The sequence below is a fragment of the Enterococcus sp. DIV0774 genome (assembly GCF_050539095.1).
Taxonomy (GTDB): Bacteria; Bacillota; Bacilli; order Lactobacillales; family Enterococcaceae; genus Enterococcus; species Enterococcus faecalis.
In genome coordinates this window covers 2,183,976-2,201,476 of the sequence record NZ_CP172923.1, presented here as the reverse complement: position 1 = coordinate 2,201,476, position 17,501 = coordinate 2,183,976, and the positions used below count along the sequence as shown (strand labels likewise).

The 17,501-nt window shown below is 37.3% G+C and carries 20 protein-coding genes and 1 other annotated feature; of the genes, 14 read left to right on the top strand and 6 right to left on the bottom strand.

The features are described 5' to 3' along the window. Positions 1 to 10 precede the first annotated feature (10 nt). Both IGL86_RS10595 and murB read left to right on the top strand, forming a co-directional pair. On the top strand, positions 11 to 925 hold the full coding sequence (locus IGL86_RS10595; protein ID WP_002374055.1) for a Gfo/Idh/MocA family protein: 915 nt from the start codon (positions 11 to 13) through the stop codon (positions 923 to 925). Between the two features lie 86 nt (positions 926 to 1,011). Beyond that, positions 1,012 to 1,899 (top strand): UDP-N-acetylmuramate dehydrogenase, encoded by an 888-nt coding sequence (gene murB / locus IGL86_RS10590; protein WP_002387193.1) that lies wholly within the window; start codon positions 1,012 to 1,014, stop codon positions 1,897 to 1,899. A gap of 73 nt (positions 1,900 to 1,972) precedes the next feature. On the opposite strand, the gene cbpA is transcribed toward murB, so the two are convergent. Beyond that, positions 1,973 to 2,611: a cyclic di-AMP binding protein CbpA gene (gene cbpA, locus IGL86_RS10585; protein WP_002365057.1), complete on the bottom strand. Its 639-nt coding sequence runs from the start codon at positions 2,609 to 2,611 to the stop codon at positions 1,973 to 1,975. Positions 2,612 to 2,896: 285 nt separating this feature from the next. Between cbpA and rpmG the strand changes: the two genes are divergently transcribed. The 4 genes from rpmG to IGL86_RS10565 all read left to right on the top strand — a co-directional run bounded on the left by rpmG (position 2,897) and on the right by IGL86_RS10565 (position 4,908). Continuing rightward, positions 2,897 to 3,049: a 50S ribosomal protein L33 gene (gene rpmG, locus IGL86_RS10580; protein WP_002356408.1), complete on the top strand. Its 153-nt coding sequence runs from the start codon at positions 2,897 to 2,899 to the stop codon at positions 3,047 to 3,049. Between the two features lie 20 nt (positions 3,050 to 3,069). Further along, a complete protein-coding gene (secE, locus tag IGL86_RS10575; RefSeq protein WP_002356409.1) occupies positions 3,070 to 3,240 on the top strand; it encodes a preprotein translocase subunit SecE in 171 nt (56 codons plus the stop codon). Between the two features lie 124 nt (positions 3,241 to 3,364). Next, positions 3,365 to 3,910 (top strand): transcription termination/antitermination protein NusG, encoded by a 546-nt coding sequence (gene nusG, locus IGL86_RS10570; protein ID WP_002384070.1) that lies wholly within the window; start codon positions 3,365 to 3,367, stop codon positions 3,908 to 3,910. Positions 3,911 to 4,020: 110 nt separating this feature from the next. Then, positions 4,021 to 4,908, top strand: coding sequence for an alpha/beta hydrolase (locus IGL86_RS10565; protein ID WP_025188790.1), 888 nt, complete (start codon positions 4,021 to 4,023; stop codon positions 4,906 to 4,908). A gap of 92 nt (positions 4,909 to 5,000) precedes the next feature. On the opposite strand, the gene IGL86_RS10560 is transcribed toward IGL86_RS10565, so the two are convergent. Beyond that, positions 5,001 to 5,723 carry a MurR/RpiR family transcriptional regulator gene (locus IGL86_RS10560; RefSeq protein ID WP_033625471.1) on the bottom strand — a complete coding sequence of 241 codons (723 nt, stop codon included), beginning with the start codon at positions 5,721 to 5,723 and terminating at the stop codon, positions 5,001 to 5,003. Positions 5,724 to 5,799: 76 nt separating this feature from the next. Here IGL86_RS10560 and IGL86_RS10555 point away from each other — a divergent pair, with 76 nt between their 5' ends. Genes IGL86_RS10555 through IGL86_RS10545 form a run of 3 tightly spaced genes read left to right on the top strand, consistent with a single transcriptional unit; the run spans position 5,800 to position 9,387 of the window. After that, positions 5,800 to 7,428 carry a peptide ABC transporter substrate-binding protein gene (locus tag IGL86_RS10555; protein ID WP_033625470.1) on the top strand — a complete coding sequence of 543 codons (1,629 nt, stop codon included), beginning with the start codon at positions 5,800 to 5,802 and terminating at the stop codon, positions 7,426 to 7,428. A 13-nt stretch (positions 7,429 to 7,441) separates the two neighbouring features. Further along, positions 7,442 to 8,545, top strand: coding sequence for a M42 family metallopeptidase (locus tag IGL86_RS10550; RefSeq protein ID WP_033625469.1), 1,104 nt, complete (start codon positions 7,442 to 7,444; stop codon positions 8,543 to 8,545). After that, the gene (locus tag IGL86_RS10545) at positions 8,542 to 9,387 is read left to right on the top strand and encodes a M55 family metallopeptidase (RefSeq protein ID WP_002362310.1); all 846 of its coding nucleotides are present in this window, start codon (positions 8,542 to 8,544) and stop codon (positions 9,385 to 9,387) included. Before IGL86_RS10550 ends, IGL86_RS10545 begins: the two co-directional genes overlap by 4 nt. 64 nt (positions 9,388 to 9,451) lie before the next feature. Here IGL86_RS10545 and sdaAA read toward each other — a convergent pair whose 3' ends face one another. Together sdaAA and sdaAB are read right to left on the bottom strand one after the other, a co-directional pair. Further along, a complete protein-coding gene (gene sdaAA / locus IGL86_RS10540) occupies positions 9,452 to 10,324 on the bottom strand; it encodes an L-serine ammonia-lyase, iron-sulfur-dependent, subunit alpha (protein WP_002367199.1) in 873 nt (290 codons plus the stop codon). Positions 10,325 to 10,346: 22 nt separating this feature from the next. After that, positions 10,347 to 11,015, bottom strand: coding sequence for an L-serine ammonia-lyase, iron-sulfur-dependent subunit beta (gene sdaAB / locus IGL86_RS10535; RefSeq protein ID WP_002414070.1), 669 nt, complete (start codon positions 11,013 to 11,015; stop codon positions 10,347 to 10,349). Between the two features lie 375 nt (positions 11,016 to 11,390). Between sdaAB and lsa(A) the strand changes: the two genes are divergently transcribed. The 5 genes from lsa(A) (at position 11,391) to rplL (ending at position 15,487) form a co-directional block, all read left to right on the top strand. Beyond that, on the top strand, positions 11,391 to 12,887 hold the full coding sequence (gene lsa(A) / locus IGL86_RS10530) for an ABC-F type ribosomal protection protein Lsa(A) (RefSeq protein ID WP_033625468.1): 1,497 nt from the start codon (positions 11,391 to 11,393) through the stop codon (positions 12,885 to 12,887). 122 nt (positions 12,888 to 13,009) lie between these two features. Then, a complete protein-coding gene (gene rplK, locus IGL86_RS10525; protein ID WP_002356424.1) occupies positions 13,010 to 13,432 on the top strand; it encodes a 50S ribosomal protein L11 in 423 nt (140 codons plus the stop codon). A gap of 111 nt (positions 13,433 to 13,543) precedes the next feature. Next, entirely contained in the window at positions 13,544 to 14,233 is a 690-nt protein-coding gene (gene rplA, locus IGL86_RS10520; RefSeq protein ID WP_002356425.1) for a 50S ribosomal protein L1, read from the top strand. 62 nt (positions 14,234 to 14,295) lie between these two features. After that, positions 14,296 to 14,425, top strand: a sequence feature (ribosomal protein L10 leader region). A 130-nt stretch (positions 14,426 to 14,555) separates the two neighbouring features. Then, on the top strand, positions 14,556 to 15,056 hold the full coding sequence (gene rplJ, locus IGL86_RS10515; RefSeq protein WP_002356426.1) for a 50S ribosomal protein L10: 501 nt from the start codon (positions 14,556 to 14,558) through the stop codon (positions 15,054 to 15,056). A gap of 62 nt (positions 15,057 to 15,118) precedes the next feature. After that, a complete protein-coding gene (gene rplL, locus IGL86_RS10510) occupies positions 15,119 to 15,487 on the top strand; it encodes a 50S ribosomal protein L7/L12 (protein ID WP_002356427.1) in 369 nt (122 codons plus the stop codon). Between the two features lie 90 nt (positions 15,488 to 15,577). Here the strand turns inward: rplL and IGL86_RS10505 are convergent, their stop codons facing one another. Both IGL86_RS10505 and IGL86_RS10500 read right to left on the bottom strand, forming a co-directional pair. Beyond that, positions 15,578 to 16,771: a site-specific integrase gene (locus IGL86_RS10505; protein WP_033625467.1), complete on the bottom strand. Its 1,194-nt coding sequence runs from the start codon at positions 16,769 to 16,771 to the stop codon at positions 15,578 to 15,580. 113 nt (positions 16,772 to 16,884) lie between these two features. Continuing rightward, positions 16,885 to 17,475, bottom strand: coding sequence for a hypothetical protein (locus IGL86_RS10500; RefSeq protein WP_033625466.1), 591 nt, complete (start codon positions 17,473 to 17,475; stop codon positions 16,885 to 16,887). Positions 17,476 to 17,501: the final 26 nt, after the last annotated feature.

Here is a 17,501-nt window from a genome sequence, read left to right as displayed (position 1 = left end):
GGACAAACGAATGAAAATTGGAGTCATTGGTTTAGGAAATATTGCACAAAAAGCGTATTTGCCAACTTATAGTGAATGCCGCCACTTGGCAGAGTTTGTATTAGCGACTAGGAACCCAGAAACACGACAAAAAATCGCTGATCAGTATGGCTTTACAGAAACCGTTGGGACCATAGAAGAATTGATTGAAGCGAAGATTGATGCTTGTTTTGTCCATGTAGCCACAAAAGTGCATGGTGCAGTCGTTCGCCAATTATTACAGGCCGGTATTCACGTCTTTGTGGACAAACCTTTAAGTGAAGAGCTTGCTGAAGTCAAAGAATTACAAGCATTGGCAGCAGCCAAAAATCTGCGCCTGATGGTTGGCTTCAATCGTCGTTTTGCCCCTTATACGGAAGTATTGAAAAATATTCCTGAAAAACAAACAATTTTTATTAAAAAGAACCGCATCAATACAACGAGAGAAACAAGTTTTATGATGTATGATTTATTTTTACATGTCGTTGATACCGCCGTTTATTTAGCGGAAGGACCGCTCCACGTGGTGCAGTCAAAATTAGTGGAAGAAAACAGTCATTTAAAACGAGCAATTTTACAATTAGAAACCGAACAGACAACGATTGTTTGTTCCATGGATTTACACTCTGGGGCCAATACAGAAACTTTTGAAGTCACCAGCCCCACAGGTACTTATCGTTTGGAAAATTTAACGCATTTGACCATCCAAACAGAAGAAGAATACCAAGTAAAAGAGATGGGGGATTGGACGCCGACATTGGAAAAAAGAGGTTTTTACCAAATGGTTACTGCTTTCATTCAGGCCATTCAAAAACCGCAAGAGCAAGAGTTAAAGCAAGAAAAAGTCTATGAAAGTCATGCGTTATGTGAAGAAATGCTACGCCAACAACAACGGCATGTTCTTTAAAGAGGACTAGCAACTTTCTTTCTATCATGCTAGAATAAGACAGATATTTTGAAAAGAAAGGACTAACTTTCGTGAACACTAAAGCTATGTTAGAAACATTAAACGAAATTACTTTATTAGTAGATGAACCATTAAAAAACGTAACCTTTACCAAAACAGGCGGCCCAGCTGATGTGTTGGCCTTACCCAAAACAAAAAAAGAAGTCGAAGAGATTGTGGCGTATTGCCGAGAACAAGGACTTTCATGGTTAGTATTAGGCAATGCTAGCAACTTGATTGTTCGTGATGGCGGTATTCGCGATGTCGTGATTATGCTAACAGAAATGAAAGAAATCAAAGTAGCCGGTACCACCATGATTGTGGATGCTGGTGCCAAGCTGATTGATACAACCTACGAAGCCTTAGCAGCTGATTTAACTGGTTTTGAATTTGCTTGTGGTATTCCAGGAAGTGTCGGCGGTGCTGTTTATATGAATGCTGGAGCATACGGCGGGGAAATTAAAGATGTTTTCCAGTCTGCAGAAGTGCTGTTGGCAGATGGAACTATCCAAACAATGACGAAAGAAGACCTGAATTTCCGTTATCGTCATAGTGAAATTCAAGAATTACATTGTATTGTCTTGCAAGCAACGTTTGCTTTAGAAAAAGGAAACCATGCAGAAATTAAAGCCCAAATGGATGAATTAACGGAACTTCGTGAACTGAAGCAACCGCTAGAGTATCCCTCTTGTGGCAGTGTCTTTAAACGCCCTGTTGGTCATTTTACAGGAAAATTAATCCAAGACGCTGGCTTACAAGGCTTGAAATGGGGCGGTGCTCAAATTTCTGAAAAGCATGCGGGATTTATTGTTAACATCGATCATGCAACCGCAACAGATTATGTGGAATTAATTGCACATATCCAAGAAGTGATTAAAGAAAAATTTGATGTTGAATTGCAAACGGAAGTTCGAATTATTGGTGAAGAAGTCTAAAAAATAAGCTAGGGAGGTAAGTCATTTTGACTTGCCTCCCTAGCTTTAAATCCTAAGATAAAGGTCGTAAATTTTACTCGTCTTCTAAATTTTCCAGTTCTACAACTTTAAAGTTTTTCCGCTCTAAATGTTCTACAATGGCTGTACACGTTTCGGCAGTTGTGCCGGCTGGTAAAGTAATAAGTGTGCGACGAACAAATTCTTCACTATCAACATCCAATGTAATACAGCTGGCGATGCTGCTATATTTGGCAATGATTTTTGAAATGGCTGCTAAGTCGCCTTGTTGACCAACTGAAGCAATTGTTAAAACGTAGCTCCCTTGTTTTACATTCCAAGATTGCGCTAAAATATTTAATAAGGTGCTGTGTGTTAAAATGCCGTAAAAATAATTATTTTCATCTAAAACAGCAATGTAAGGTAGTTCTTTAATAGTAAAAAATACCTTGAAAAATGAAGTGTTGACATAAATAAATTTTGTGGCATTTTTTAACAAATAGGTAACAGGTAAACTCATATCGCCACCGTTTGCTTTGTGGCGGTAAATATGCATTTTATAGATATTTCCTCGGAAAATTTTTCCAGATTCGTCTAAAATTGGGACACAACGGTAACCTGAGTCTTCTAAAATAGAAAGAGCTTCTTCTAGAGTACAAGATTCATTGACTGTTGTTAAATTATCTTTTTTAATAACTACAGATTTTAATAACATAAACAGGCCTCCTAAGGGTTCATTTTTAATAAATTTATCATATCATAACTTAGCAGAAAACAATAGCTGAGACCTCAGAATAAAAGCAATTTTGTTAAAATAAATAGAAAATAAAGAAAAATCAGATATTTTATAAAAGAAATCAAGCACGTATTCGCGATAATGGTAAAAAATTACGTAAGAATCGGCACAGCGCTTCTTTAAAAAGTAAATTAAACTTTGACAACTTTTTCGAATAATGGTACTGTTAAGAAGTAAATTTGTGAATAGAGGAGGTCGAAGAACATGGCAACAAAGAAAGCAGCTCTTGCTTGTTCCGTTTGTGGCTCTCGCAACTATTCTAAATCCGTTAGTGAAGGTAAACGTGGCGAACGCTTAGAAATCAATAAATTCTGTAAATATTGTAATCAATACACGTTACATAAAGAAACGAAATAGATTTAGAGGAGGGTATCAACATGAAATTTTTCCGCAGCGTTGCTGATGAGATGAAGCAAGTAACTTGGCCAACAAAAAAACAATTGCGTAAAGATACATTAGTTGTAATTGAAACATCTATTTTATTTGCAGCATTGTTCTTTATCATGGATACTGTTATCCAAACGGCATTTGGCTGGATTTTAAAATAATTAATTCTAGTATTTCCCGACGAGGGGTGCTATAATAGTATTCGAGAAAAAGCTTCGGGAAACTGAGCTTTTTTTATTTGCTCGAAAAAAATAAACTAAAACATTTAAAGGAGCCGAATCAGTAATGGAAACTTTTGAAAGAAATTGGTACGTATTGCACACCTATTCAGGCTATGAAAATAAAGTAAAAGCAAACATTGAATCACGTGCACAAAGCATGGGGATGGGCGATTATATTTTTCGTGTCGTTGTACCAGAAGAAACAGAAAAAGAAGTCAAAAATGGTAAAGAAAAAGAAATCGTTCATAAAACTTTCCCTGGTTATGTGTTAGTGGAAATGATTATGACCGATGATTCTTGGTATATTGTTCGTAACACGCCAGGCGTAACTGGTTTTGTAGGCTCACATGGTGCTGGTAGTAAACCCGCTCCTTTATTACAAGAAGAAATTAACCACATTTTACGTTCAATTGGCATGAGCACCCGTCAATCAGACTTAGAAGTAGCGCTAGGCGATACAGTGAAAATTATCGAAGGTGCCTTTTCTGGTCTTGAAGGTGTTGTGACAGAAATCGATGAAGAAAAACAAAAATTAAAAGTAAACATCGATATGTTTGGTCGTGAAACAAGTACAGAATTAGACTTTGAACAAGTCGATAACATTGATTAATAAACAAGCTGACAAACTATTGTTCAGCTGATTGATACAGATTGTAGGGTCTGGAAAAGCAGTCAACTGACTTCTTTTCCAAGCCCTTTTTTAGTTCATCGCAGAAAGGAATGAAAAAAATGAAACAGGCCAAAAAATATCGTTATTTTTCTTTGCTAATGGGTCTTGTTCTATTATTAAGTGCTTGCCAAATTGGAGCAACCACGAAGAATGACAACCAAGCCCCCACAAAAGAAGCAACCGTTGAGTTAAACCGCACAACAACACCAACGCTCTTTTTTCATGGTTACGCGGGAACTAAAAATTCGTTTGGCTCGTTACTGCATCGCTTGGAGAAACAAGGTGCCACAACTCAAGAATTAGTGCTACTCGTTAAACCTGATGGGACCGTGGTTAAAGAGCGAGGAGCTTTAAGTGGCAAAGCGACGAATCCCAGTGTTCAAGTTCTATTTGAAGATAATAAAAACAATGAATGGAATCAAACAGAATGGATAAAAAACACATTACTCTATTTACAAAAAAATTATCAAGTGAACAAAGCCAATATTGTCGGGCACTCTATGGGTGGTGTTAGTGGTTTACGTTATTTAGGAACCTATGGGCAAGACACATCGTTACCTAAAATTGAAAAATTTGTCAGCATTGGAGCACCTTTCAATGATTTTATTGATACGAGTCAACAGCAAACCATCGAAACGGAACTAGAAAACGGCCCCACAGAAAAAAGTAGCCGCTATTTGGATTATCAAGAGATGATCAATGTTGTTCCAGAAAAACTGCCCATTTTATTAATTGGTGGTCAATTAAGTGCAACAGATTTAAGTGATGGAACGGTACCGTTATCTAGTGCCTTAGCAGTCAACGCCTTGCTAAGACAGCGAGGAACTCAAGTCACTAGCCAGATTATTAAAGGAGAAAATGCACAACATAGCCAATTACATGAAAATCCTGAAGTAGATCAATTGCTAATCGAGTTTCTATGGCCGAGTAAAAAATAGCAAAAAGGCACATGTTCCATAAAAAATGGAACATGTGCCTTTTTCTATACTTTGGCTAGCGAAATAGCTTTTTTCAGCTATAATAAATAAAATTATTTATTTTTAGGAGATATTGGAATGGAATCCTCATGATTTAAATAAGCACAAATCAAGGCTTCAAAGGTGATTAATGTTTGGCCAAAAAACATTTGTGGCTGAGCGATACTTGTTGAAAACGGGCTGTAAGAGTCAGTTGAAAAAACGAGATCTGCCAGTCGACCAAGAGTTGAATTTTTGGCGCCAACAAAAGAAATGATAGGATGTTTTTTCTCTTTTGCAAGCAGAGCTGTTTCTTTTAAGTATTTTTCTTCACCAGAATGTGAAAGGATGATAAAAAGAAAATTCTGATTATTTTGACTATTTATCGAATGAGTATGGGCTGTTGTGATACTGGGGATGCCATGAAAATTGAAAACTTCACTAATGTAAGCCGCCAAATGTCGTGAAAAGTCATGACCTAAAATAACAAATAAATGACTCTTGTGTTTGGCAAGCAGTCGACAAAACTCGTTGGTTGTTTCAAATGAAGGTGCTGTTTCAAAAGGGATTGGCTGAGAAAAATGGGCTTCTTTTAATTTGTAAATAAGTTCATTATAACCTGATAAATTTAATTTTTTGGCTAAACGAATGATGGAACTAGGCGAAGAAAAGCAGTGTTTGGCAACTTCTCGAATACTCAAATCGGCCGCGTTCGTACTTTGTTGATCCAAATAATACAAAATCTGACTTTCTGTTTTTGTTAAATGATACGTTTCTTTTAAGTAATCTAAGTTCATGAGCAAACCTCCTTTATCAGATTATAAATAATTTTGTGGGAAAAAGGTATCAAAAAATAAAAAATGAGGTGTTTTTATGAAAAGGGCAACAAAGCAAAGGCTGTCTTTGGCAGCAATCATGGTTCTACTTCTCTCGGGCTGTGGAAGTGTTGGGAAAGAAACCAAAAAGCAAGAACAACAGGTATTACGGGTCGGGATTGATTCGGAATTATCAACGGCAGACGTGTCGTTGGCAATGGATAATACAGCAGCAGATGTAATGAGCCAAGTAGGGGAGGGACTTTTCTCCTTTGACGAAAAAGGAGAAGCTAAACCAGCATTGGCAACTGAAAAAGTACAGCCCTCCAATGATGGTTTAAGCTATACTTTTACGATTCGAAAAGATGCAAAATGGAGTAACGGCGAGCCAATCACAGCCAATGATTTTGAATATTCTTGGAAGCGCACAGTGGACCCAAAAACAGCTTCCCCGCAAGCGTATTATTTTGAAGGGCTAAAAAATTATCGTGCTATTGTTGACGGTGGCAAATCTAAAGAAGAGTTAGGGGTAACAGCCATTGATGACCATACCTTGGAAGTAGAGCTAAGCTATCCTATGAGTTATTTTCAACAATTATTGGCGGTGCCAGCTTTTTATCCTTTAAATGAAGCATTTGTCGAAAAAACGGGCAAAAACTATGGTACATCAGCTGAGTCAACACTTTACAATGGCGCCTTCACATTAGAAGGTTGGGATGGCACGAATAATACTTGGTCCTATGTGAAGAATAAAAATTATTGGGATCAAGCGAATGTTTCGCTAGATAAGGTGGATGTCCAAGTAGTTAAAGAAGTCAATACTGGGAAAAATCTTTTCGAAGGGAAAGAATTAGATGTTGTAAAAATTTCTGGAGAAATTGTTGCACAAGAACAAGGCAATGCAGCTTTGAAAATTCGTGAAATTCCTGGAACGTATTATATCCAATTAAATACGCAAAAAGATCTTTTGGCAAATAAGAATGCACGTCGAGCAATAGCATTATCATTAAATTCTGAACGTTTAGCTAAAAATGTTTTAAATGATGGCTCAAAAAAAGCACTTGGCTTCGTGCCAACAGGTTTCACTAATCAAGAAACGCAAAAAGATTTTGCAGAGGAATTAGGAGATTTAAATCCTAGTGAACCAGAAAAAGCGAAAGAGTTATGGCAAACGGTTAAAAAAGAATTAGGAATTGAAAAAGCGGAGCTAACCATTTTAAGTTCGGATACAGAAAATGCTAAAAAAATCAGTGAGTATGTTCAAGGAGCTTTAGCAGATAATTTAGAAAATTTAACAGTCAATGTTTCGCCAGTTCCTTTTAATAATCGTTTAGAAAAAAGTCGCAGCGGAGATTTCGACATTGTGGTTGGTGGCTGGACGCCAGTATATGCTGATCCAATCGATTTCTTAAACCTATTGCAATCAAAAAATTCCAATAATTTTGGTAAATGGTCTAATAAGACCTTCGATCAGTTGCTTCAAGAAGCAAACGTAACTTATGCAAATAAATATGAAGAACGTTGGAAAACATTACAAAAAGCGGATCAATTGGTTGCGGAAGAAGCACCCCTAGTTCCTCTTTATCAATTAACAGAAGCACGCTTAGTGGACGATTCTGTCCAAAATTTAGTCTATGGTCCATTAGGTTCAGGCTATTACAAATCAGTCTCTATCAGTGATAAGTAAAGGTTGGGAAAAAATGAAAAAAAGTCAAGCTGTTCAATTAATTCAGAAACTTTCAAATGCTAATGGTGTTTCAGGCTTTGAAACAGAAGTCGTTAGAATCCTTCAACACGCAACTGCGGATTTTACTATTCAACGGCTAGATGCCATTAAAAATTTATATCTTGAGAAGAAAAATAATCTAAGTGAAGGTCCAGTAGTGCTTTTTGATGCTCATAGTGACGAAGTGGGTTTTATGATTCAAGCAATTAAAGAAAACGGCTTGTTGCGTTTTCTTCCGTTAGGTGGTTGGGTCCCAAATACGATTTCTGCACAAAAAGTTCGGATTCGCAACCGGGAAGGTACCTATCTGCCAGGCGTAGTTACTAGTCGACCTCCTCATTTTATGACACCAGAGGAACGTCAGCGGCCGTTAACCATTGCTGATTTGACGATCGACATTGGTGCTACCTCAAAAGAAGAAGTAATTGAAACGTACAAAATCGATCTTGGTGCACCGGTCATTCCAGATGTGACGTGCTGTTACAACGAACAGACAGATCTTTTTTTAGGAAAAGCTTTTGATTGTCGCATTGGCTGTGCTTGCTTAGTGGATGTCATGGAGGAGTTGAAAGAAGAGACACTTCCATTCAAGTTAGTTGCGACAGTAACTGCACAAGAAGAAGTTGGCGAAAGAGGAGCACTTATTGCCGCAAAGCAAGTCAATCCTGATTTAGCTATTGTTTTCGAAGGCTGCCCGGCTGATGATACGGCAGAAACGCCAGAGATGATTCAATCAGCAATGGGAAAAGGACCGATGTTACGTTATTTTGATGTTTCTATGATTACGAATCCGGAATTTCAAGAGTATGCACTAGAGATTGCTAAAATAAACAAAATTCCTGTTCAAGTTTCTGTTCGAAGTGGTGGTGGAACCAATGGCATGGCGATTACACAAGTTCAAGGAGCCCCGACGATTGTTGTAGGAATTCCTGTCCGTTACGCTCACACACCCCATTGCTATGTGGACTTTCAAGATTACCAAGCGGCGAAAGAATTAGTCATTCAATTAATCAAAAATTTAGACGCCGACAAAATTCAAGCACTGGTTCAGCCATTGTCAAAGGAGTGGAACAAATGAAAATTTATGTGTCATGCGATATTGAAGGATTAGCAGGTATTGCGACATTTGATATGGAAAAAGAGGACACCGTTTTATTCCGAGAATTATATCACCAACATGTGGCTTGGTTGATTGAAGGGATTCAAAAGAGTGCCAAAAATGAACAAATTACAGAAATTACTATTGCCGATTCGCATAGCCGTGGATTGAATTTAGCTTATGCGCGCTTGGCAGAAATGGATGAACGAATTTCCTTAGTGAGCGGCTTTCCTCGCATGGATTATATGATGAGTGGCTTGGATAGTAGCTATGATGTAGTCTTTTTCTTAGGTTATCATGCCGGTATTGGTAAACAAAAAGGGAATATGGATCATGGGTATAGTGCTAGTGTTGCTTATGATTTAAAAATAAACGACTTAGCGATGAATGAAACGACAATTAATGCAGCTTACGCTAGCGAATTAGGTGTCCCTGTTGGTTTAATTATCGGTGAATCAGGCTTAGAGGAACAACTTTTTCAAGAAAAAATGATGTCCAAAGTTCCCTTTGTTTCCACCAAAGAATCTCTGGGACGTTATGCAATCAAAAATAGACCCATGCAACAAGTTCGGGAAGCTATCGTAGCAACTACAAGTCAGGTGTTAACTTCCTTTGCGTTGTCTGAATTACCCCGATATGCCTTGCAAACACCTGCAACTGTAAAATTGCAATGTGTGACGACAGCACAAGCAGATCGCATTGAAATGTTACCAATGATTAAACGCATTGATGGTAGAACTGTTTCATTTGTAGGTGAAACGATGAAAGATGTCATGAATGGAATTGTCGCTGTGGTTGGTTTAGGCGGAACAAGTTATTAAAGAAGAAGCTTACGGAAAAAACGAATGGACGTTTTTTTCTGTAAGCTTCTTGCAATAGTTATTTCTATTTTTGTTTCTCTAGAATTTCTTTGCTTAAACGTTGTGCAGTTGGTGTCACCGCAAGACCGCCTTCAGCGGTTTCCTTGAAAATTTGTGGCATTTGGCGACCCACTTGGTACATTGCGTGGATGACTTCATCTGGTGGAATGACACTTCGAATCCCCGCTAAAGCCATGTCAGCTGAGATGAAGGCTTGAGAAGAACCTAATGCATTTCGCTTCACGCAAGGGACTTCAACAAGTCCTGCAACAGGATCACAAATGAGGCCCATCATATTTTTTATCGTAATAGCCACAGCTTGAGCAGATTGATCAGGCGTACCGCCAGAAGCCGCAACTAAAGCGGCACTGGCCATTGCACTAGCAGAGCCGACTTCAGCTTGACAACCACCTTCGGCACCACTGATTGAGGCATTATTGGCAATCACTAAGCCAAAAGCCCCAGCTGTAAATAGAAAATCCAATTGTTGCTGATGCGTTAACTTTAAGCGATCAATAACTGCCAACAAGACGCCAGAAACTACTCCGGCACTGCCTGCGGTTGGTGTAGCACAAATCAAGCCCATTTTTGCATTAACTTCATTAACAGCAATCGCATTTCGCACGGCTTGTAAAATGGTCTCACCGCTTAAAAAGTTGCCTGAATGTATGTAATCATTTAAGCGGGTTGCATCGCCACCAGTTAGCCCTGTTACTGAGGTAACACCAGCGATTCCTTCAGCGACGGATTGTTTCATAACGGCTAGATTTTTTTCCATTGTTTCAATAATTCGTTCACGAGAATACCCGCCATGAGCCATTTCTGTTGCAATCATTAATTCGCTCACAGAAGGGTACTCTTTCGCTTGAGCTACCAAATCTTCAATTGAATAAAACATCGTATTACTCCTTTACGTTCATTTAGTCAAAATAGTTGACGCTATATATATGAGGGATTTCAGCTAATTGCATGACAATGTCACCGACTTCGGCTTGATCAACTTCAATAATCATAATCGCTTTTTCCCCTTTAGATTCTCGGGTAACGGTCATTGTACTAATGTTGATATCGCTAGCTGAAAGGATGTTGGTCACCTTAGCAATCATGCCAGGAACATCTTGATGGACAACGATAAATGTTGGCGTGCCCATACTTAAAGACAATTTGAAGCCATTTAATTCAGAAATTTGAATGTTTCCACCACCAATTGAAATTCCTGTCACAGATAGTTTTCGGTCGCCAGAAGAAACCACAATTTTAACGGAATTAGGGTGGTCTGCTTTTTCACTTTTAGGAATAAAACAAACTTCCATTCCTTGTTCATAAGCAATTTCCAAAGAATTGGCTAGTTGCTCATCATCTGGTTCCATACCTAAAAGGCCGCCAACTAAGGCGATATCTGTTCCGTGACCACGATAAGTTTTGGCAAAAGACTCATATAAATAAATGTCAACGCTATCAGGTTGCTGTCCAAAAATACTCCGAACCACTTTTCCAATTCTTGCCGCTCCAGCTGTATGAGAACTGCTTGGACCAATCATAACAGGTCCGATAATATCAAAAACACTATTAAAGCGTAACTCTTCCATTTCAGCACCTTCTTCATTAGAATATGTTTTCATTGGAAGTCTAACACAAAAAATGGCGGGGAACTAGGCAATCGCTTGTGTTTTAGCGAATAATTTAAATTTTTATCAGAATGAAAGCAAGGGGCCTTCGTTGACAAATCAGTGAAGAGATGCTAAATTCTAGATAATAAAAGACGAAAAGAGGGATTCGTGCGTTGAAAATTTAAGTTAATTTTTTAGAGAAACTGTATAACTTTGCCTGATTATAACGGGTGGAGTGTGCGGATTTTCGGAAATTAGCTTAAAGAATTCAGCCACGGGTCTTTTTGTATACCTTGGATTGATGCCGCTGATTTCCGTAAAGCTGCATCAATTTTGCTTTATGGAGGTATATTTATGTCGAAAATTGAACTAAAACAACTATCTTTTGCCTATGATAATCAAGAAGCGTTGCTTTTTGATCAGGCAAATATCACGATGGATACCAATTGGAAATTAGGATTGATTGGCCGAAATGGCCGTGGGAAAACAACCTTATTAAGATTGTTACAAAAGCAGTTGGATTACCAAGGAGAGATTCTTCATCAAGTCGATTTCGTCTATTTTCCACAAACAGTTGCAGAAGAACAACAGCTCACTTATTATGTCTTACAAGAGGTGACTTCTTTTGAACAGTGGGAATTAGAACGAGAATTAACGCTTTTAAACGTTGATCCTGAAGTTTTATGGCGGCCCTTTTCTTCTTTATCAGGCGGCGAAAAGACGAAAGTTTTATTAGGTATTCTTTTTATTGAAGAAAATGCCTTTCCTTTAATTGACGAGCCAACAAATCATTTAGATCTAGCTGGCAGACAACAAGTGGCTGAATATTTGAAGAAAAAGAAACATGGATTTATTTTAGTCAGCCACGATCGGGCATTTGTTGATGAAGTGGTTGATCATATTTTGGCGATTGAAAAAAGTCAATTGACACTGTACCAAGGGGATTTTTCTATTTATGAAGAGCAAAAAAAATTAAGAGATGCTTTTGAACTGGCAGAAAATGAAAAAATCAAAAAAGAAGTCAATCGCTTGAAAGAAACCGCTCGTAAAAAAGCGGAATGGTCGATGAACCGTGAAGGTGATAAGTACGGCAACGCTAAGGAAAAAGGGAGCGGGGCGATTTTTGATACAGGAGCCATTGGTGCCCGGGCAGCGCGCGTAATGAAGCGCTCGAAACATATTCAACAACGCGCCGAAACACAATTAGCAGAAAAAGAAAAACTATTAAAAGATCTTGAGTATATTGATTCTTTGTCAATGGATTATCAGCCAACGCATCACAAAACATTATTGACGGTGGAAGAGCTTCGTCTAGGCTACGAGAAAAATTGGCTGTTTGCGCCACTTTCTTTTTCAATAAACGCGGGAGAAATTGTCGGAATAACAGGAAAAAATGGCTCAGGAAAATCGAGCTTGATTCAGTATTTATTGGATAATTTTTCTGGGGATTCAGAAGGCGAAGCCACTTTGGCTCACCAATTAACCATTTCTTATGTGCGCCAAGATTATGAAGACAATCAAGGAACTTTATCCGAATTTGCAGAGAAAAATCAGTTAGACTACACCCAATTTTTAAATAACTTACGAAAACTTGGGATGGAGCGCGCCGTTTTCACTAATCGAATTGAACAAATGAGTATGGGGCAACGGAAAAAAGTCGAAGTAGCCAAATCATTGTCTCAATCAGCTGAACTTTATATTTGGGATGAACCACTTAATTACTTGGATGTGTTTAATCATCAACAATTAGAAGCGCTAATCTTATCTGTGAAGCCTGCAATGCTAGTGATTGAGCATGATGCACATTTCATGAAGAAAATAACAGATAAAAAAATTGTCTTGAAATCATAAAAACATCTTGAAAAAGTAAAGGGAATCCTGTATAGTAATAGGGTATGTTTTAAATGTACGTTGAGTGGGAGGGGAAATCTCAACCCCATTAACCACGCACGAGAACTTAAGGAGGTATTTTCGTGGCTAAAAAAGTAGAAAAAATCGTTAAATTACAAATTCCTGCGGGGAAAGCAACACCAGCTCCACCAGTAGGTCCAGCGTTAGGTCAAGCAGGTATCAACATCATGGGATTCACTAAAGAATTCAATGCTCGTACAGCTGACCAAGCAGGCTTGATTATTCCAGTAGTAATCTCTGTATATGAAGATCGTTCATTTACATTCATTACTAAAACACCACCTGCTGCAGTCTTATTGAAAAAAGCTGCAAAAATCGAAAAAGGTTCAGGTGAACCAAACAAAACTAAAGTTGCAACAGTTTCAAGCGATCAAGTGAAAGAAATCGCTGAACTTAAAATGGCAGACCTAAACGCCGCTGACGTTGAAGCAGCAATGCGCATGGTTGCAGGAACTGCACGAAGCATGGGTATCATCGTAGAATAATTTTTATTCCACACTTACTCAAAGAAGTAGCTTCTCAGTTCGTTTCATATTTAAAGATATGAAAGACGTGGGAGGTACAACCGTTATAACCACAATCAAGGAGGAAACAAAATGGCTAAAAAGAGCAAAAAAATGCAAGAAGCATTGAAAAAAGTTGATGCTACAAAAGCTTACTCAGTTGAAGAAGCAGTAGCTTTAGCAAAAGATACAAACATCGCGAAATTTGACGCAACAGTTGAAGTTGCTTACAAATTGAACGTTGACCCTAAAAAAGCAGACCAACAAATCCGTGGAGCAGTTGTGCTTCCAAACGGAACTGGTAAAACACAAACTGTTTTAGTATTCGCTAAAGGCGAAAAAGCTAAAGAAGCTGAAGCTGCTGGTGCAGATTTCGTAGGCGACGACGACATGGTTGCAAAAATCCAAGGTGGATGGTTCGACTTTGACGTAGTTGTTGCGACTCCTGACATGATGGCTACAGTTGGTAAATTAGGCCGTGTCTTAGGACCAAAAGGTTTAATGCCAAACCCTAAAACTGGTACTGTAACAATGGACGTTACAAAAGCTGTTGAAGAAGTTAAAGCTGGTAAAGTAACTTACCGCGTTGACAAAGCTGGTAACATCCACGTACCAATCGGTAAAGTTTCATTTGATAACGAAAAATTGGTTGAAAACTTCAACACAATTAACGACGTATTATTGAAAGCTAAACCATCAACTGCTAAAGGTCAATACATCAAAAACATTTCAGTAACAACAACATTTGGACCTGGAATCCACGTTGACCAAGCTTCTTTCTAATTTGAAAGAAAATAATTAAAAAATTCTTGACTCACTCACTTACCCTATGGTAAAGTGAGTGAGGTTAATAATTAACTGTACCGAAGACAGTAGGTGACGCAAGTCTTAATTTCCTACCGAGGACAATTGTTGAGTTATATACAATTCGGTCCCTCTATGTCTACGGTGGCATGGAGTTTTGTTGTTTTACACGACTTTTTGAAAAAAAGCCGATGTAAAACAATACTTGGCGAACGAAGTGAGCGAAGTTTCATTTGATTCTTCTACTTTACATAACGTAAACCAAGTCCAACTCCACCATCAAAATCAGGAGGTGAAATAAATGAGTGAAGCAGCAATCGCTAAAAAAGAAACCCTAGTTCAAGCAGCCGCTGAGAAATTTGAATCAGCAGCATCAGTTGTAATCGTGGACTACCGTGGTTTAACAGTTGAAGAAGTCACTAACTTACGTAAACAATTACGTGATGCAGGCGTAGAAATGAAAGTCATCAAAAACTCAATCCTTTCTCGTGCAGCTAAAAAAGTTGGTTTAGACGGCTTAGACGAAGTCTTTACAGGCCCAACTGCTGTCGCATTCAGCAACGACGATGTAGTAGCACCAGCTAAAATCATCGACGAATTTGCTAAAGATGCAAAAGCATTAGAAATCAAAGGTGGCGTCATCGAAGGAAAAGTTTCTTCAGTGGAACAAATTACTGCGTTGGCAAAACTACCAAACCGCGAAGGTTTACTATCTATGCTATTATCTGTATTACAAGCGCCAGTCCGCAACGTGGCTTACGCTGTCAAAGCAGTGGCAGAGAAAAACGAAGAAGTTGCTTAATTGCAGTCTAATTCAAACAAATAAAAAACAAACAATTTTAATTTAAATGGAGGAAATTCAAAATGGCATTAAACATTGAAAACATCGTTGCTGAGTTAGAAACAGCAACTATCTTAGAACTAAGCGAATTAGTTAAAGCTATCGAAGAAAAATTTGACGTATCAGCAGCAGCTCCTGTAGCAGTAGCTGGACCAGCAGCAGGTGGAGCAGCAGAAGAACAAACTGAATTCACTGTTGAATTAACAGCAGCTGGCGATCAAAAAGTTAAAGTTATCAAAGCAGTTCGTGAAGCAACTGGCTTAGGCTTGAAAGAAGCTAAAGCTGTAGTTGATGGCGCTCCTGCACCAGTTAAAGAAGCTGTTTCTAAAGAAGAAGCAGAAGCTTTAAAAGCTGCTTTAGAAGAAGTTGGCGCTTCAGTAACAGTAAAATAATAACAACACTTTTTAAGTGTCCGAGAACCCTTATAGACCAAGGGTTCTCTTTTTTTATATACTTTTTGAATTAACTTTTGAATTAACTTTTTAAAATGTAGCAAAGTTCGCAAATTGTTTTTCAAAATTTTGTTGAGCCTTTTTGGTAACATGATTATAGATATTCAAAGTTGTTTGAATTTTAGCGTGTCCCATTCTTTCTTGTATGACTTTTAACCACTGGCTAATATCTCCATTTTGCGATTGTTCCATTGCGCTCTCAAATAATAAACTGCAATGAGTGTGTCTAAAACCATGAATTTTTATGTCTTCAAAATGGTACTCTTTACATATCTTTTCTAGCCAACGATTAGGTGTAGTTAAAGCGACTATTCCATTTTTTTCTGTAGAAAATACTAACTGTTCTTTTTGTAAAGAAACTCCTCGTTTAAAGAATTCTTCTTTTTGTAGCATATACCATTTTTTTAGAACAAGCATAGTTTTTTCATCAATACTTAAAGTACGTACAGAAGCTTTTGTTTTAGGCGTCAATCCTAATATTAATTCACCATTGGAATTTTTTGTTATAGTTCGTTTAACATGTATCTCAGATTTTGAAAAATCGATATTATCCCAAGTTAATGCCAACATTTCGCCTTTTCGTAATCCTGAAAAAGAAACTAATCTAAAAAAAGTAAAAACATGATATGGTTGAGTTTTTTCTACAGTTTCAAGAAATTTTATTAATATATCTTTTTCATAGAATTTAATTTTATCAGTACTGTATTTCTTTCTAGGTGTATCAATGATTATCATTGGATTGGAATCAAGTATTTCTAATTTTTGTGCATAATTAAATACCTTTGTAGTATAAGATTTTAGCGCTCCAAATGTAGCATATTTTTCATACCAATCATTTACGACTTTCTGACAATAGGCGGGTTTAATGTGTTCAATGCGTAAACTACCAAAAGTGGGGAGTATTTGTTTTTTAAATAAACTTTCTACCCGTATGAAAGTATTAGGTGTTACCGTTCTTTCGTAAGATTCTTTCCATAAGTCATATACATCTTTAAAAGAATATTGAGTATTTAATTTTCTGCTGGATAGACCTTTTTCAGCTATTTCAATTTTTAGACGAGAAAGAGCAAGGTCAGCTTCTTTTTTTGTCTTGAATCCTCTTCTAGTGGTAAATTTCTTTTTTCCAGTTAATGGGTCTGTTCCTAAATAAGTTTGAAATTTATAGGCTTTTGAGCCATCTTTTTTTGTATATTCTTTGATTAATTTACTATATTGTTGAAACATTTATTATTACCTACTTTCTTACTTCTTTAAATGCTCGCCAGCGTATAGAAAGAAATGTAAGTAAGAAACGTATGTTCCTGTTTTTCTAAAAAGAAAAGCCCAAAGGCTAATCTTTATTGCAATTTTTGCATTGTCCCATTTGTCATATCCCATTGAGCATGAATGGTATCAAAGTTTGCCCCAGCTGAACTCATATTTCCAGTAAATGTTACTTTATCACCTATATTAAATTCATTTGTATTATTTAAATCTTTTACAAAGATTACGTATGATGCTAACGGACTAGTAGAAACTGATTCAGTCCATGATTGATTAGAAAATTTACTATCAGCAATAACAGCTACTCTTGTACTCATAGGTTCGATTACAGTACCTGTAAAAGTAAAGTTTTTTCCTTTGATCAATTTAGAAAATACTTTTGATTGGTCTGTAGTAGGAGTAATTGAATAGTATTGATCCACAAAGTTTTCAAAATTTTGTGGGTTAGTTGAAAGATATTCTTGAAACTTATCAACATTGGCATTCGCAGAACTTGAACTATTAGTTTTAGAACTACTACTAATTTGTTTTTCTTTACTGCTAGCTTCTTTTTTTACAGAACTAACTGCGGTAGATGAGCTACTAGAAGCTTTTTCATTTTCTTTTTTTCCAGAACATGCAGTAAGCAATAATAAAGATAGAACCACTAAAGAAATTTTTTTCATTTTAACTATTCCTCATTTCTGATATA